The 15620-nt window shown below is 69.2% G+C and carries 12 protein-coding genes and 2 rRNA genes (1 of these 14 running past the window's edge); 10 read left to right on the top strand and 4 right to left on the bottom strand.

Annotated elements, in window-relative coordinates; genetic code table 11:
- Positions 1 to 207: 207 nt before the first annotated feature.
- From JE024_RS18595 to JE024_RS18570, 6 genes are all read left to right on the top strand, one after another.
- The gene (locus JE024_RS18595) at positions 208 to 516 is read left to right on the top strand and encodes a DUF8827 family protein (RefSeq protein ID WP_147987093.1); all 309 of its coding nucleotides are present in this window, start codon (positions 208 to 210) and stop codon (positions 514 to 516) included.
- Positions 517 to 645: 129 nt separating this feature from the next.
- On the top strand, positions 646 to 1485 hold the full coding sequence (locus JE024_RS18590) for a DUF8175 domain-containg protein (protein ID WP_205374659.1): 840 nt from the start codon (positions 646 to 648) through the stop codon (positions 1483 to 1485).
- Positions 1475 to 2779: a hypothetical protein gene (locus tag JE024_RS18585; RefSeq protein ID WP_205374658.1), complete on the top strand. Its 1305-nt coding sequence runs from the start codon at positions 1475 to 1477 to the stop codon at positions 2777 to 2779. Before JE024_RS18590 ends, JE024_RS18585 begins: the two co-directional genes overlap by 11 nt.
- On the top strand, positions 2776 to 4329 hold the full coding sequence (locus JE024_RS18580) for an SCO6880 family protein (protein ID WP_205374657.1): 1554 nt from the start codon (positions 2776 to 2778) through the stop codon (positions 4327 to 4329). The genes JE024_RS18585 and JE024_RS18580 overlap by 4 nt, the downstream gene beginning before the upstream one ends.
- A gap of 12 nt (positions 4330 to 4341) precedes the next feature.
- Positions 4342 to 5760 carry an ATP-binding protein gene (locus JE024_RS18575; protein ID WP_205374656.1) on the top strand — a complete coding sequence of 473 codons (1419 nt, stop codon included), beginning with the start codon at positions 4342 to 4344 and terminating at the stop codon, positions 5758 to 5760.
- A gap of 1 nt (position 5761) precedes the next feature.
- Positions 5762 to 7405 (top strand): type IV secretory system conjugative DNA transfer family protein, encoded by a 1644-nt coding sequence (locus JE024_RS18570; RefSeq protein ID WP_205374655.1) that lies wholly within the window; start codon positions 5762 to 5764, stop codon positions 7403 to 7405.
- A gap of 85 nt (positions 7406 to 7490) precedes the next feature.
- On the opposite strand, the gene JE024_RS18565 is transcribed toward JE024_RS18570, so the two are convergent.
- On the bottom strand, positions 7491 to 7799 hold the full coding sequence (locus tag JE024_RS18565) for a GNAT family N-acetyltransferase (protein WP_205374654.1): 309 nt from the start codon (positions 7797 to 7799) through the stop codon (positions 7491 to 7493).
- 111 nt (positions 7800 to 7910) lie between these two features.
- Positions 7911 to 8465, bottom strand: coding sequence for a GNAT family N-acetyltransferase (locus JE024_RS18560; protein ID WP_205374653.1), 555 nt, complete (start codon positions 8463 to 8465; stop codon positions 7911 to 7913).
- Positions 8466 to 8630: 165 nt separating this feature from the next.
- On the opposite strand from JE024_RS18560, the gene JE024_RS18555 reads away from it, so the two are divergent.
- The 4 genes from JE024_RS18555 to JE024_RS18540 all read left to right on the top strand — a co-directional run bounded on the left by JE024_RS18555 (position 8631) and on the right by JE024_RS18540 (position 12506).
- The gene (locus JE024_RS18555; protein WP_205374652.1) at positions 8631 to 9671 is read left to right on the top strand and encodes an ABC transporter ATP-binding protein; all 1041 of its coding nucleotides are present in this window, start codon (positions 8631 to 8633) and stop codon (positions 9669 to 9671) included.
- On the top strand, positions 9668 to 10462 hold the full coding sequence (locus JE024_RS18550; protein WP_205374651.1) for an ABC transporter permease subunit: 795 nt from the start codon (positions 9668 to 9670) through the stop codon (positions 10460 to 10462). The genes JE024_RS18555 and JE024_RS18550 overlap by 4 nt, the downstream gene beginning before the upstream one ends.
- Before the next feature lie 68 nt (positions 10463 to 10530).
- The gene (locus tag JE024_RS18545) at positions 10531 to 11832 is read left to right on the top strand and encodes a sensor histidine kinase (protein ID WP_372449816.1); all 1302 of its coding nucleotides are present in this window, start codon (positions 10531 to 10533) and stop codon (positions 11830 to 11832) included.
- Positions 11829 to 12506, top strand: a complete 678-nt coding sequence (locus JE024_RS18540) for a response regulator (protein WP_205374649.1) — start codon at positions 11829 to 11831, stop codon at positions 12504 to 12506. The genes JE024_RS18545 and JE024_RS18540 overlap by 4 nt, the downstream gene beginning before the upstream one ends.
- A gap of 74 nt (positions 12507 to 12580) precedes the next feature.
- Here the strand turns inward: JE024_RS18540 and rrf are convergent.
- Positions 12581 to 12697: ribosomal RNA gene (gene rrf / locus JE024_RS18535) — 5S ribosomal RNA — on the bottom strand.
- Positions 12698 to 12776: 79 nt separating this feature from the next.
- Positions 12777 to 15620: ribosomal RNA gene (locus tag JE024_RS18530) — 23S ribosomal RNA — on the bottom strand (it continues 282 nt past the right edge of the window).

Genomic DNA, 15620 nt, shown 5'->3' with positions numbered 1-15620 from the left:
GTGATACACAGAGTGACGATGCTCGCACGACGACGGAATCACGCCACGCCCGCCCAGGTCAGGGCCATTGCTTCGGTCATACGTGCGGAGATCGGGTAAAGAGACCCTCGAAGACGGCTTACGTGCGCGGTTTCATCAGCGAAGATAGACGGTGACCCGTGCCGTGCGGCGTGGGCGGCTAACAACCCAACAGGGGCGGTGAGTTACATGATCCTGGCAGCCGAGAAGGGCGACATCACCACCATCATCGGCGGTATCGCCCCGAATTGGGGCCCCTTCGGAAGCCTGGGCAACGAAGCTCGGGTGATGATCGAGGTCGTGATGGCGATTGCCATCCTCCTCTGCCTCGGCATCGCGATCTGGGGAGCGGCGAAGCAGCGCATCGGGGCGACCGCACTCCGCGACACGTTCAGCGCGGAACAGGGCAAGGGCCTGATCGTCGCCGGCCTCACCGGCGTCTTCATCATCGGCTCACTGGGGACGGTGTTCACCATCGTGTACGGAATGGCCGTCTGACCACCCGTTACATCCCCTCCGGGCATGCCCGGGCCCACCGTCAGAGGTCCGTTCCCTGATGTCACGTCACCACCCCGCCCCCGCGCGGCAAGAGCTACGTCCACGACCGGTTGAGGGAGCCAGCGCGACATGAGCCTCGGCGACGAGCACGGCGGCGGCCGTACGAGCGACGGCTTCGGCGGCTCGGGCCAGACGCGCACGCGTCTGCCCGGCGCGGGCGAGGGCGACGGCTACGGCGGCCCCCGCCGCCCGGTCCGCCCCTCGCGCTCCCTCATCGGGGTGGTGGGGGTCGTCGTGCTCCTCATCGCGGCGATCGCCTTCGCCAACCAGGGGAGCGGGGACGGCGGCGACGCCGCCGACGGCGCGAAGCCCCCGGGCACCAACCCGACCTCGGCCACCGGCACCCGCCCCGTCGAGGGCAAGTCCGGCGACATCCCGACGGGCTACGCCCAGGACGAGCAGGGGGCGCAGAGCGCGGCGGCGAATTACACCGCCGTGCTGGGCTCGGACGGCATGTTCAACAAGGAACGTCGCCGGGAGATCGTTTCCTCGATCGCCGACACGTCCACCCGGTCCGAGCTTCAGTCCGGATTCGATGCGGACTACTCCGCCGACTTCCTCGCGCAGATCGGCCTCAATCCGGACGGGACCGCGCCCACCGGTTCGACGTTCGTCAACCGGACGATGCCCGCCGGCACCAAAGTACTGAAGTACTCGGACGACACCGCCGAGATCGACGTGTGGTGTGTAGGGCTCTTCGGCCTGACCGGTGAGAAGTCCACCAAGCCCGTCACTAACGGCTGGTTCACAGTCACGGTGAAGCTCAAGTGGACGGATTCGGACTGGAAGGTTCTGGAGACCAGCCAGCGGAACGGGCCGACCCCGGTGACGGGCGACAACCAGGTGTCCGGGTCTGACGAGATCGCGGACGCAGTCAACGGATTCGGAGGGTTCACCTATGCCCGCTAGCCCACGATCCCTGACACGCGTCCTGCCAGTCTTCCTCACAGTGCAGGCTGCGGTCGTCCTCTTCGCCTCGCGCGCAGCGGCTGAGCCTTCCCCGACGCCTTCACCCAGCACGAGCAACGACCCCTGTGAGCTGATCGCCGGTCCCGCACGGGACTACTGCACCAGCGGCGAACCCGGCAGCTCCGGTCGTTCCGTCTCCAACAACCCCGCCGACGCCCTCGACCCCCTCTCCTCCCTCGCCCGCGGCTGCGCCGACGCCGCCGTCAGCGTCCTCGACTACCTCTCCAAGGCCGTCAAGGAAACCGCCGACGTCGACTTCACCAACCCCGCCTTCCTCGCCCGCTACGCCATCGTCTTCGCCGCCGCCACCGTCCTCACGCTCGTCCTGTGGCTGCTGGCCGTCGCCAAGCGGGCCATCCGGGGCGTGCCGCTGACGACCGCGATCTCCGAGGCGGTCGGCTTCCTCTGGCTCACCGTCCTCGCCTCCGCCTTCACGCCGCTCCTCCTCTACACAGTCGTGTCTGCCACCGACGCGATCACCGAGGTCGTCGCCTCCGGGACGCAGGAGCAGACCGACGTCTTCTTCGGGAGCTTCAAGGAAGCCCTCCAGAAGGGCGACAGCATCAGCGGCGGGCCGATCATGCTGATCATCGTCTCGCTGGTCACCGTGGTCGCCGCCGGCGTCCTCTTCCTCGAACTCTTCATCCGCGCCGTGCTGCTCTACGTCGGCGCCCTGCTCGGCGTCGTGGTCTACGCGGGCCTGGTCGACAAGAACATGTGGGGCCACGTCCGCCGCTGGGCCGGCATCATGATCGCGATCATCCTGGTCAAACCGATCATCGTGATCGTGCTCGGCCTCGCGGGGGCGCTCTCGGCCGGCGAGGGGCCGGACTCCTTCTCCGCCGTCGTGTCCGGCCTGTCGATCATCCTGCTGGCCATCTTCGCCTCCGCGATGATCTACCGCTTCGTCCCGGGCTTCGGCGACGAGATCGCCAACTCCCGCAACAACCGGATCCAGAACGCGGCCGAGGGCAAGGCAGCCGCCGTCATCAGCTCGCCCGCCGCGCTGGTGTCCCAGGGCATCAAGACCCACAGCTCCCGCGGCGACCAGGGCGGCGGCGACAGCGGCGCGAGCGCGCCCCGGCCCGCCAACCCCGTCAGCGGCGGCATGGCCGCCCACGGCAGCCGGGGTGGCGGCCAGGCCGCCACCGCGGCGCCCCCGCCCCGTAGCGCGGCCCCGACCAGCAACACCCCGCACAGCAACCGCAACAGCACAGGAGGTGGCCGGCGTTGACCACCCAGTCCCACCCGATCACGCCCCGCCGCACGTACCTCATCGGCCGGGCCCGGCCGAACGCGATCGTCGGCAAGAACCGCGAGACCGGCGAGATCGCGCTGATCATCGCCGGCGCGTTCCTCGGCATGATGAGCGGGCTGCTGGTCCCCGTGCTCACCCTGCGGATCGTGTGTCTGGTCGGCTTCCCGATGCTGGCGCTCGCGGCCGTCTACTTCCCGTACAAGCACCGCACCTTCTACCGGTGGTTCGAGATCAACCGGTCCTACAAGCGCACCCTGCGCCAGGGCACCGCCTACCGCTCCGGCGCGGTCGAGGCCGGCACCCGGGCCGACGGGCGGGAGATCGAGGTCGGCCCGCCGCCTGGCATCGGGCGGATCAGCTGGCTCGCGGCCCCCTTCGGCCCCGACGAGATCGCCGTGCTGCTGCACGCCGACCGCCGCACGGTCACCGCCGCCATCGAGATCGAGGGCCCCGGCGTCGGCCTGCGCGACAGCGAGGACCAGGAGGCCCTGGTCGACCGCTTCGGCACGCTGCTCAAGCACGTCGCCAACGGCGACGGCTTCGTGACGCGCCTCCAGATGCTCGCCCGCACCCTCCCCGCCGACCCGGACGCCCACGCCAAGGACGTCGCCCAGCGCGGCGACCACGGCGCCCCCGGCTGGCTCCAGGAGTCGTACGACCAGCTCCAGTCGATGGTCTCCACCTCCAGCGAGCAGCACCGCGCCTACCTGGTCGCCTGCATGCACTACTCCCGCGAACTGGCCGCCGAGGCACACGCCATGGCCCGCGCCGCCAAGGCGTCCTCCGGGACCCGGCGGATCGACCGGGACGCCGGCCTCGCCGTCGTCATGGCCCGTGAGCTCACCGACATCTGCGCCCGCCTCGCCGAGGCGGACATCCGCGTGCGGCAGCCGCTCGGGCAGTCGCGCCTGGCGTCCCTCGTGCACTCCATGTACGACCCGGACCACCCCATCGACCACATCCAGGCGATGACCAAGCGCAACGCCTGGCCCGCCGAACTGGACGCCGTCGAGCCCACCTACCTCCAGGCCAAGACCCGCGAGTCGTCCACCCGCGCCCCCTGGTGCCACTCCACCGCCTGGGTCAAGGAGTGGCCGATGACCCCGGTGGGCGTCAACTTCCTCGCCCCGCTGCTCGTCCACACCCCGGACGTCATCCGCACGGTCGCCGTCACCATGGACCTGGAGCCCACCGAGGTGGCCATCGAGCGGATGCTCACCGAGAAGACCAACGACGAGGCCGACGCCAGCCGCGCCGCCAAGATGAACCGCACGGTCGACCCCCGCGACATCGCCGCCCACGGGCGGCTGGACCAGCGGGGTGAAGATCTCGCGAGCGGTGCGGCCGGGGTCAACATCGTCGGGTACATCACTGTGTCGTCGCGTTCGCCCGAAGCCCTCGCCAGGGACAAGCGCACGATCAGGGCCTCCGCCGGCAAGTCGTATCTCAAGCTGGAGTGGTGCGACCGCGAACACCACCGGGCCTTTGTGAACACCCTGCCGTTCGCGACCGGCATCCGCCGATAGGGGCCCCGACTGATGCGTGATCCGCTGTCCGTCCTCACCGATGCGTTCACCTCCTTCGTGTTCGGGAAGGTGGAGACGACCCGGCTGCCCGTCCGCACGTCGACCGGGCAGGCGCAGGCCGTCTATCTGCCGACCGCCGCACCCGGCCTCGGCGACTCCGGCGTGATCATCGGCCGCGAGGTCTACAGCGGCAAGGGCTACATCTACGACCCCTTCCAGCTCTACGGGCAGCAGCTCCCCGCCCCGCACTGGCTGGTCCTCGGCGAGTCCGGCAACGGCAAGTCCGCCCTGGAGAAGACGTACGTCCTGCGGCAACTGCGCTTCCGCGACCGCCAGGTCGTCGTCCTCGACGCCCAGGGCGAGGACGGGGTGGGTGAGTGGAACCTCATCGCCCAGGAGCTGGGAATAACTCCCATCCGGCTCGACCCGATGACGGCGCTCGACGGCGGCATCCGCCTCAACCCGCTCGACCCGGCGATCACCACCACCGGCCAGCTCGCCCTGCTGCGGACCATCATCGAGGTCGCGATGGGCCACGGCCTCGACGAGCGCAGCGGCTTCGCGCTCAAGGTCGCCCACGCCTACGTCAACGAGACCATCACCGACCGCCAGCCCGTGCTCACCGACATCGTGGAGCAACTGCGCCACCCGGAGCCCGAGTCCGCCGCGGCGATGAACGTCGACATAGACGATGTCCGCGCCTGGGGCCTGGACGTCGCCCTCGTCCTCGACCGCCTCGTCGACGGCGACCTGCGCGGCATGTTCGACGGGCCGACCACCGTCGGCATCGACCTCGACGCGCCGCTCATCGTCTTCGACCTCTCGCACATCGACCGCAACTCGATCGCCATGCCGATCCTGATGGCGATCGTCGGCGTGTGGCTGGAGCACACCTGGATCCGCCCCGACCGCAAGAAGCGCATCTTCCTGGTGGAGGAGGCGTGGCACATCATCAACAGCCCGTTCGTCGCGCAGCTCTTCCAGCGGCTGCTCAAGTTCGGCCGGCGGCTCGGCCTGTCGTTCGTCGCGGTGGTGCACCATCTGTCCGACGTCGTCGACGGGGCGGCGGCCCGTGAGGCGGCGGCCATCCTGAAGATGGCCTCCACCCGCACCGTCTACGCCCAGAAGGCCGACGAGGCACGGGCGACGGGCCTGGTCCTCGGCCTGCCCCGCTGGGCCGTGGAGATCATCCCCACCCTCACCCCGGGCATCGCCGTCTGGGACGTCAACGGCAATGTGCAGGTGGTCAAACACCTGATCACGGAGGCCGAACGACCACTGGTCTTCACCGACCGCGCCATGACGGAGGCGTCCAGGCCCGCGGTGCCGGAGCACGTCCAGGCCGCCGAATGGGAGGCGGAGCAACGGGCGGCACTCGTCGAGCAGCACCAGAGCTGGGACGACGAGTCCTCCCAGTCGACGGTGGCGTGACATGGACCGGGGGCGGGAGGGACGTCAGGAACTCCAGGGGCGCGGGAGCGGCGGCCTGCCGGACGGGCTGCTGCTCGCCCTGCTCGGCTTCCTGCTCGGGCTGAGCATCGTCGTCTGGACGGGCGCCGGGCTCGCGGGCCTGTTCGCCCACGGCGCCTGGCCCACCGGCGTCACCTACGGCAACTCCCCCGAGGCGCTGCGGGCCCTGGTGTCCGACCCGACCGACCTGGCGGGCGCCTACCCGGCCACGCCGCCCGGTGAGCTCTCCGGATACGGCCTCTTCTGGGGGCTGGTCATCGGCCAGGTGATGGTGCTCGCCGTGCTCACGGTGTTCGTGCTCGGCACCGTCGCCCGCTGGCGCGCGGTGCGCGCCGACGCCCGTGCCGAACGCGCCGAACGCGCCGAACGCGGGGAGCGTGCCACGGCGGGCCGCAACCGCCCCGCCGACCACGGACAGCAGCCGGCGTCCCGTCAACCGGCCCCGGCCCCGTACGAGACCGCCCCACGGGAGCAGGCCGTCTCCCCGACGGGGTACCCGGCCCATGAGGCTCCCGCCGGGAGCCACGCCCCCGGCGCGGCGGCCGCGACGGAACCGCTCCCCGCACCGGCCGCCACGGAAGCGGCCCCCACGGGAGCGTCCGCCGCCGAAGGGCCCCACCCCGCGCCCTACGCGCCCGTGGCCGTCGCCCCCGCGCCCGTCGTCCCCGGGCCGCGGATCCGCACCGCGGGCGTCCTCTACGGGGACGCCGCCACCCGCCGCCCCGCCGCCGTACAGGCCCTCCTCGACGCCGAGGGCCCCGCGCTCGTCGTCACCTCCGACCCCTCGGTGTGGGCCGCGACCAAGGACGCGCGCGGCAAGCTCGGACCCGTCCTCGTCTACGACCCGGGCCACCTGTGCGACACGCCCGCCCGGCTCCACTGGGCCCCCACCCAGGGCTGCGAGGACGTCGGCACCGCCGCGGCCCGTGCGGCGGCCCTGCTCGCCCCGGTACGGCCCCGGGCGCTGGTCGACGCCGCCATGGCCGACACCGCCGAGACGCTCCTGCGCTGCTGGCTCCACGCCGCCGCGGTCGACGGCCGCCCGTTCCGCCAGGTCCACCGCTGGGCCCAGGGCACCGGCGCCAACGAGGCGGTACGCATCCTGCGCACCCACCCCAAGGCCGCCTCCGGAACCGCCGGGCTGCTGGAGTCCGCGCTCACCGCCTATCCCGAACGCCGGGACATCGCCGTGGAGTTGACCGCCCGTGCCTTCGGCGCCCTGGCCACGGTCCACATCCGCGAGGCCTGCACACCGAACCGAACCGATTCGCTCGCCTTGGAATCATTCGCCCGAGAAGCGGGCACCCTTTATGTGGTGGGTGAAGCGATCGAAGATCCTCGCACCCGCCCCGGCGCGATGCCGCTCCTCACGGCTCTCGCCTCTGACGTGGTCGAGCACGGCCGCCGCTTGGCCGCACGGTCAACCGACGGTCGGCTCGACCCACCACTCACGCTCGTCCTCGACGACGTGGCGGCCGTCGCCCCGCTCCCCCTCGTCCCGCAGCTCATGACCACGGGTCAGGAGCAGGGCCTGCCCGCCCTCGTCCTGCTGCGCTCGCCCGAACAGGCCCGCGCACGCTGGCCGGAGCCGCTCCCGTCGCTCTGACGCGGCGGGGCTCCACGCCGTCCCGTGGCCGCGCGGCCGATGCCGACCTCCGCGGCCCGGCCCGGCCCGGGTCGGGTCGGGTCGTTCAGTCGCTGACCTTGCTGCGGGCCTGGTACAGCAGTTCCTGGTACTCGGGGTGCCGGGCGATCCACCCCGCGACGAACGGGCAGGTGGCCAGCACCCGCAGGTTCGCGGCGCGCGCCTCGTCGAGGGCGGTACGGGCCAGGGCCGCCCCGACCCCCCTGCCCTCGTACTCCGGCGAGACCTCGGTGTGGACGAACGCGATCAGTTCGCCGGTGCGGATGTAGTCCGAGAACCCCGCGACCTTGGACTCCCCGTCGACCCGGGCCTCGTACCGCTTGGCCTCGGGAACGTCGATCACTTCCACTGCCATGTGTCCTCCAGGAGTCGTCAGGCGTGCGCCTGGTCGGACACTAACCCAGTTCAGTTGAAGCTTCAACTTTCCCGCTTGCGCCTCCCGGCCGCCGGTTACGGAAGCCGCCGGTTACGGAAGAGGCTGACGCGGGACCACGTACTCGCGCGCCATCGGGTCACCGGGGATCGGCGACGGATCGTCGCTCGGCACGAAGCCGGCCCGGCGGTAGAAGCGCTCCGCCCGCTCGTTCTCCACATGGAACACCAGCCGCACCCGCTCGGCCCGCGGCTCCGTCAGCTCCCACGACCACTCCAGCGCGGCCCGGAACAGCGCGTCGGCGATCCCGCCGCCCCGCGCGCGCTGCCGCACAAACACGCCCACCAGATGGGTCTGGTCCACCGGCGAGGGCTTCCCCACCCGCACCGGCTCCCCGGTCCGTTCCACCAGCACGGTGGCCGTGCCGTCCCAGCTTCCGTCCGGCGCCTCGGCGATGAACTGGATCACCTCACGGCCCTCGGCCGCCGAGGCGGTCCGCTCCTGCCAGTCGACGTCCGGCCGGGCGGCGGCCGTCGCGTACGGCTCCAGGAACGCTATGGAGGCCAGCGGGTCCTGCAGGGCATCGAGCCGCAGCTCACGGGCCTTGGCCCACTCCTCGGCCCGCACGGGGCGGATGACGTATTCCATGGGCAGATGGTGTCCCGGCCGCCCCCTCTCCGGCAACGAGGTTTCAGCCGGTGGAACGGGCGCCCACCGGCCCGCCGCCCCGTCGTACCCGGGTACTACGCGCCCGCGCCGGATGCCGTCCACGGTCGGACGATGCGCGGCCCGCCCCTCCGTAGCGTCGAGGACATGACCAGCACCCAGCGAACCGCCGCCCGGGGCAGCCTCCCGGCCCCACCCACCGGGCCCGAAGCCTCAGCCGCCACCACCACCGGAAGCACCGCTGCCGGCTCCGCCGGTATCGAGGCCGTGGGCCTCACCAAGCGCTACGGCGACAAGACCGTCGTCCACGACCTCTCCTTCACCGTCCGGCCCGGCACCGTCACCGGCTTCCTCGGCCCCAACGGAGCGGGCAAGTCCACCACCATGCGCATGATCCTCGGCCTCGACGCCCCCACCCGGGGCCGGGCCGTCGTCGGCGGCCGCCCCTACCGCGCCCACGGCGCGCCGCTCACCGAGGTCGGCGCCCTGCTGGAGGCCAAGTCGGTGCACCCCGGCCGCAGCGCCCGCAACCACCTCCTCGCCCTGGCCCACACCCACGGCATCCCGGCCTCGCGCGTCGACACCGTCATCGAGCTCACCGGCCTCACGGAGGTCGCACGGCACCGGGTGAAGGGCTTCAGCCTCGGCATGGGCCAGCGCCTCGGCATCGCCGCGGCGCTGCTCGGCGACCCGGCGACCCTCGTCCTCGACGAACCGGTCAACGGCCTCGACCCCGAGGGCGTGCTCTGGATCCGCACCCTGCTGAAGTCCCTGGCCGCGGAGGGCCGCACCGTGCTGGTCTCCTCCCATCTGATGAGCGAGACGGCCCTCACCGCCGACCACCTCGTCATCATCGGGAGGGGCCGCCTCCTCGCCGACACCACCGTCGAGGAGTTCGTCCGCCACGCGGGCACCGCCTCCGTCCGCGTCGTCACCCCCGAGCCCGGCACCCTCGCCGAGCTGCTCGCGGGCCCCGGCGTCGAGATCGCGCCCGGCGCCCGGGGCGAACTCGACGTCCGGGGCGCCGACAGCACCCGGATCGGCACCACGGCCGCCGAGCACGGCATCCCCCTGTACGAGCTCACGCCCGTCCGCGCCTCCCTGGAGCAGGCCTTCATGGACCTCACCCGGGACGCCGTCGAGTACCAGGCACGCACCTCCGCCGCCCCCGAAGGAGCAGCCGCATGACCCTCCACCGGGCCGCACCGCCGGCCGTCGCCCTGCTCACCCCCACCCATGTGCTGCGCTCCGAATGGCACAAGCTGTGGACGGTCCGCTCCACCTGGATCACCCTGCTCTCCGCGTCCCTGCTGACCCTCGGCATCGGCATCACCATGGGCGCCACCTACGAGAGCGGCGGCGGCGACGGTGACGTCGACACCGTCGTCCTGAGCCTCATCGGCCTCCAGTTCGCCCATGTCGCCCTCGGCGTGCTCGGCATCCTGGTGATCGCGGGCGAGTACTCGACGGGGATGATCCGCGCGACCATGACCGCCGTCCCCAGACGCCTGCCGGTGCTGTGGACGAAGGCCGCCGTCTACGCCGCGGTGACCCTCGTCGTCACCACGGCGACCGCGTTCGTGACCTTCGCCGCCGCCCAGGTCTTCTTCGACGGCACCGACCAGGAGGCCGCGTTCGGCGACCCGGGCGTACTGCGGGCCCTCGTCGGCAGCTCGGCCGGCGTGACCCTGCTCGGCATCGTGGCACTCGGGCTCGGCGCCCTCCTGCGCTCCGTCCCGGGCGCGATCGGCGCCTTCGTCGGCGGCGTCATGGTCCTGCCCGAGGTGATCGGGATGCTCCCGTACGACATCGTCCACGACGCCCTGGAGTACTTCCCCGACAGCGCCGCCACCGTGCTGCTCTCCGCCACCCCCGTACCCGGCGCCCCCTCGCCCTCCGCCGCACTGCTCGCGCTGGTCCTGTGGGCCGCGGCGGCACTCGGCGCGGCGGCCCTGCGCCTGAGGCGAAGCGACGTATGACCCGCACAGCGCCCGGGAGTTCGGCCCCCACGGGCCCGCGGCAGGCCCCGCCGGGCCAGGATGGGACGGTGACGGACCAGCCGCGCCCGACCGGCGACACGAACACCGACGGCACCGACGGCACCCCCGACCGGTCCTCCTGGTCGGCGGGTGCCGAGCCGCTCACCGGCAGGATGCACCGCCTCGGCGAGCGGGTCCGCGGCTTCGACGGCCGCCGCCCCTTCTGGTGGGACCTCCACCTCACCGGCCTGCTGGTGCTCGCCGCCCTCGTGGACGCCTCCGGCGGCTGGAAGAGCATCGCCTTCGACCCGGACGTCTCCGGCCGGCTCGTCGTCGCGATGAGCCTCGCCTTCTCCGTCCCGCTGATGTGGCGCCGGACCAGACCCCTCACGGTCCTCGGCGTCCTCCTGGCGGCGGCCCTCGTCAACGCCTGGACCGGTGCCCATCTCCAGGCCGCCTACCTCCAGCTCGTCGTCGTCTTCAACATCGCGCTGCGCCTGCCGCTGCGCACCCTGATGTGGGCCTGCGCCGCGGTGCTGGTCCCCGTCGCGGTCGGGGCGACCCGGTACCCCGTCGGCAGCTGGGACCAGCAGTTCGTCCCCCACCTCTACGGGATCGCCCTGGTCGCCCTCCTCGGCCTGGTCGTCCGCAGCCGCCGCGACTGGACGGCGTCCCTGGTGGAACGCGCCCGCCGCCTCGAAGTCGAGCGGGACCAGCAGGCACGGCTCGCCACCGCCGCCGAACGGGCCCGTATCGCCCGCGAGATGCACGACATCATCGGCCACAACCTCTCCGTCATCACCGGCCTCGCCGACGGCGGCGCCTACGCGGCGGCCACCCATCCGGCCCGCGCCGCCCAGGCGCTCGAAGCGATCGGCACCACCAGCCGCCAGGCCCTCACCGAACTCCGCCGGGTCCTCGACGTGATGCGCGACGACGCCCCGCCCATCGCCGAACTCGCGCCCCAGCCCGCCCTCACCGACCTCGGCCCCCTCGTCGAGGGCGTCCGCGCCGCCGGGCTGCCGGTCTCCCTCACCGTCGACGGCGACCCGGGCACCCAGCCGGCCGGCCGGCAGCTCGCCGTGTACCGGGTGGTGCAGGAGGCCCTCACCAACACCCTCAAGCACGGCGGCCCCGAGGCGGCGGCGACGGTGGCGGTCTCCTACGCCGACAACGGCACGGTCACAGCGGAGATCACCGACACCGGCAGCCCGCAGAGCTCCCCGGCCGGTACGGGTCCGGGCCGCGGGCTGACCGGAATGCGCGAGCGAACCGCCCTGTACGACGGCACACTTGAGGCCGGCCCCCGGCGCACGCCACCCGGCGGCTGGCGCGTCCGCCTCCGTCTCCCGAAGGATTCCGCTCCGTGACCACCGTGCTCATCGCCGACGACCAGCCCATGCAGCGCTTCGGCTTCCGGATGCTGCTGGAGAGCCAGCCCGATCTCACGGTCGCGGGCGAGGCGGCGAACGGCTCGGAGGCGGTACGGATGACGGCCGAACTCCACCCGGACGTCGTCCTGATGGACATCCGCATGCCGGGCCTCGACGGCATCGAGGCCACCCGCAGGATCGTCGCCGCCGGCCACCGCACCCGGGTGCTGATCGTGACGACCTTCGACCTCGACGAGTACGCCTACACGGGCCTGCGCGCGGGGGCGAGCGGATTCCTCATCAAGGACGCGCTGCCCGAGGAACTGCTCTCCGGCATCCGGGCCGTGGCGGCGGGCGACGCGGTCGTCGCGCCCAGCCTGACCCGGAGGCTCCTGGACACCTATGTCCACCATCTCCCGGCGGACGCGACGGCCGACCCCGCGTCGGACACCCCCGACGCACGGCTCAGCAGACTGACCGAGCGGGAACGGGAGATCCTCACCGTCATCGGCCAGGGCTGGACCAACACGGAGATCGCCGGCCGTCTCCACCTCGCCGAGTCCACCGTGAAGACCCACGTCAGCCGGATCCTCGCGAAGACCGGGGCCCGCGACCGCGTCCAGGCCGTCATCCTCGCCTACGACACCCGCCTGGTGAACCCGTCGCGATGAGGTCGGCCACTCGATTCGTCCGGTGAACGCAGAAAAGCCCCGGAACAGTGTTCCGGGGCTTCCCCACAATGATTGTTCGGCGGCGTCCTACTCTCCCACAGGGTCCCCCCTGCAGTACCATCGGCGCTGAAAGGCTTAGCTTCCGGGTTCGGAATGTAACCGGGCGTTTCCCTAACGCTATGACCACCGAAACACTATGAAGATGTCGAACTACCAGCCGTCAAAGGCGAGTTCGTTACTTCAGAACTAACACAGTGGACGCGAGCAACTGAGGACAAGCCCTCGGCCTATTAGTACCGGTCAACTCCACCAGTTACCTGGCTTCCATATCCGGCCTATCAACCCAGTCGTCTACTGGGAGCCTTACCCTCTCAAGGAGGTGGGAGTCCTCATCTCGAAGCAGGCTTCCCGCTTAGATGCTTTCAGCGGTTATCCTTTCCGAACGTAGCCAACCAGCCATGCCCTTGGCAGGACAACTGGCACACCAGAGGTTCGTCCGTCCCGGTCCTCTCGTACTAGGGACAGCCCTTCTCAAGACTCCTACGCGCACAGCGGATAGGGACCGAACTGTCTCACGACGTTCTAAACCCAGCTCGCGTACCGCTTTAATGGGCGAACAGCCCAACCCTTGGGACCGACTCCAGCCCCAGGATGCGACGAGCCGACATCGAGGTGCCAAACCATCCCGTCGATATGGACTCTTGGGGAAGATCAGCCTGTTATCCCCGGGGTACCTTTTATCCGTTGAGCGACGGCGCTTCCACAAGCCACCGCCGGATCACTAGTCCCGACTTTCGTCCCTGCTCGACCCGTCGGTCTCACAGTCAAGCTCCCTTGTGCACTTACACTCAACACCTGATTGCCAACCAGGCTGAGGGAACCTTTGGGCGCCTCCGTTACCCTTTGGGAGGCAACCGCCCCAGTTAAACTACCCATCAGACACTGTCCCTGATCCGGATCACGGACCCAGGTTAGACATCCAGCACGACCAGAGTGGTATTTCAACGACGACTCCCCCTGAACTGGCGTCCAGAGTTCACAGTCTCCCACCTATCCTACACAAGCCGAACCGAACACCAATATCAAACTGTAGTAAAGGTCCCGGGGTCTTTCCGTCCTGCTGCGCGAAACGAGCATCTTTACTCGTAGTGCAATTTCACCGGGCCTATGGTTGAGACAGTCGAGAAGTCGTTACGCCATTCGTGCAGGTCGGAACTTACCCGACAAGGAATTTCGCTACCTTAGGATGGTTATAGTTACCACCGCCGTTTACTGGCGCTTAAGTTCTCAGCTTCGCCTGGACGAATCCAAGCTAACCGGTCCCCTTAACGTTCCAGCACCGGGCAGGCGTCAGTCCGTATACATCGCCTTACGGCTTCGCACGGACCTGTGTTTTTAGTAAACAGTCGCTTCTCGCTGGTCTCTGCGGCCACCCCCAGCTCACCGAGTAAATCGGATCACCAAGAATGGCCCCCCTTCTCCCGAAGTTACGGGGGCATTTTGCCGAGTTCCTTAACCATAGTTCACCCGAACGCCTCGGTATTCTCTACCTGACCACCTGAGTCGGTTTAGGGTACGGGCCGCCATGAAACTCGCTAGAGGCTTTTCTCGACAGCATAGGATCATCCACTTCACCACAATCGGCTCGGCATCAGGTCTCAGCCTTAATGTGTGACGGATTTGCCTATCACACGGCCTACACCCTTACCCCGGGACAACCACCGCCCGGGCTGGACTACCTTCCTGCGTCACCCCATCGCTTACCTACTACCACCTTGGGTCAGCGGCTCCACCACTCCGACCTCGTCCGAAGACTCAGCCGGCGGCTTCACGGCCTTAGCATTAATGGGCTCGATATTGGGCGTTTCAAAGCGGGTACCGGAATATCAACCGGTTGTCCATCGACTACGCCTGTCGGCCTCGCCTTAGGTCCCGACTTACCCTGGGCAGATCAGCTTGACCCAGGAACCCTTAGTCAATCGGCGCACACGTTTCTCACGTGTGTATCGCTACTCATGCCTGCATTCTCACTCGTGAACCGTCCACAACTCGCTTCCGCGGCTGCTTCACCCGGCACACGACGCTCCCCTACCCATCACAGCACCCGTTGGGGCTATACGCTGCAATGACACGACTTCGGCGGTACGCTTGAGCCCCGCTACATTGTCGGCGCGGAATCACTTGACCAGTGAGCTATTACGCACTCTTTCAAGGGTGGCTGCTTCTAAGCCAACCTCCTGGTTGTCTCTGCGACTCCACATCCTTTCCCACTTAGCGTACGCTTAGGGGCCTTAGTCGATGCTCTGGGCTGTTTCCCTCTCGACCATGGAGCTTATCCCCCACAGTCTCACTGCCGTGCTCTCACTTACCGGCATTCGGAGTTTGGCTAAGGTCAGTAACCCGGTAGGGCCCATCGCCTATCCAGTGCTCTACCTCCGGCAAGAAACACACGACGCTGCACCTAAATGCATTTCGGGGAGAACCAGCTATCACGGAGTTTGATTGGCCTTTCACCCCTAACCACAGGTCATCCCCCAGGTTTTCAACCCTGGTGGGTTCGGTCCTCCACGAAGTCTTACCTCCGCTTCAACCTGCCCATGGCTAGATCACTCCGCTTCGGGTCTTGAGCGCGCTACTGAATCGCCCTATTCGGACTCGCTTTCGCTACGGCTTCCCCACACGGGTTAACCTCGCAACACACCGCAAACTCGCAGGCTCATTCTTCAAAAGGCACGCAGTCACGACTGCATGTGCAAGCACATACAGCGACGCTCCCACGGCTTGTAGGCACACGGTTTCAGGTACTATTTCACTCCGCTCCCGCGGTACTTTTCACCATTCCCTCACGGTACTATCCGCTATCGGTCACCAGGGAATATTTAGGCTTAGCGGGTGGTCCCGCCAGATTCACACGGGATTTCTCGGGCCCCGTGCTACTTGGGAAATTCTCAAGCAAGCCGCATGAATTTCAGCTACGGGGGTCTTACCCTCTACGCCGGACCTTTCGCATGTCCTTCGCCTATCCATACGGTTTCTGACTCGCCGACCAGTCGGCAGACTGGTCAAGAGAACTCCCGCAACCCCGCATGCGCAACCCCTGCCGGGTATCACACG

This window comes from Streptomyces zhihengii (genome assembly GCF_016919245.1).
GTDB lineage: Bacteria > Actinomycetota > Actinomycetes > Streptomycetales > Streptomycetaceae > Streptomyces > Streptomyces zhihengii.
The sequence above is the reverse complement of the archived record's forward strand: the minus strand, read 5'-3'. Positions and strand labels throughout refer to the sequence as shown.

Bases quoted from the DNA above. Each gene is read 5' to 3' on its own strand.
- JE024_RS18565 (WP_205374654.1), bottom strand. From the start codon at position 7,799: ATGGCAGTGGAAGTGATCGACGTTCCCGAGGCCAAGCGGTACGAGGCC.
- JE024_RS18590 (WP_205374659.1), top strand. From the start codon at position 646: ATGAGCCTCGGCGACGAGCACGGCGGCGGCCGTACGAGCGACGGCTTC.
- JE024_RS18575 (WP_205374656.1), top strand. From the start codon at position 4,342: ATGCGTGATCCGCTGTCCGTCCTCACCGATGCGTTCACCTCCTTCGTG.
- JE024_RS18550 (WP_205374651.1), top strand. From the start codon at position 9,668: ATGACCCTCCACCGGGCCGCACCGCCGGCCGTCGCCCTGCTCACCCCC.
- JE024_RS18570 (WP_205374655.1), top strand. From the start codon at position 5,762: ATGGACCGGGGGCGGGAGGGACGTCAGGAACTCCAGGGGCGCGGGAGC.
- JE024_RS18555 (WP_205374652.1), top strand. From the start codon at position 8,631: ATGACCAGCACCCAGCGAACCGCCGCCCGGGGCAGCCTCCCGGCCCCA.
- JE024_RS18595 (WP_147987093.1), top strand. From the start codon at position 208: ATGATCCTGGCAGCCGAGAAGGGCGACATCACCACCATCATCGGCGGT.
- JE024_RS18560 (WP_205374653.1), bottom strand. From the start codon at position 8,465: ATGGAATACGTCATCCGCCCCGTGCGGGCCGAGGAGTGGGCCAAGGCC.
- JE024_RS18585 (WP_205374658.1), top strand. From the start codon at position 1,475: ATGCCCGCTAGCCCACGATCCCTGACACGCGTCCTGCCAGTCTTCCTC.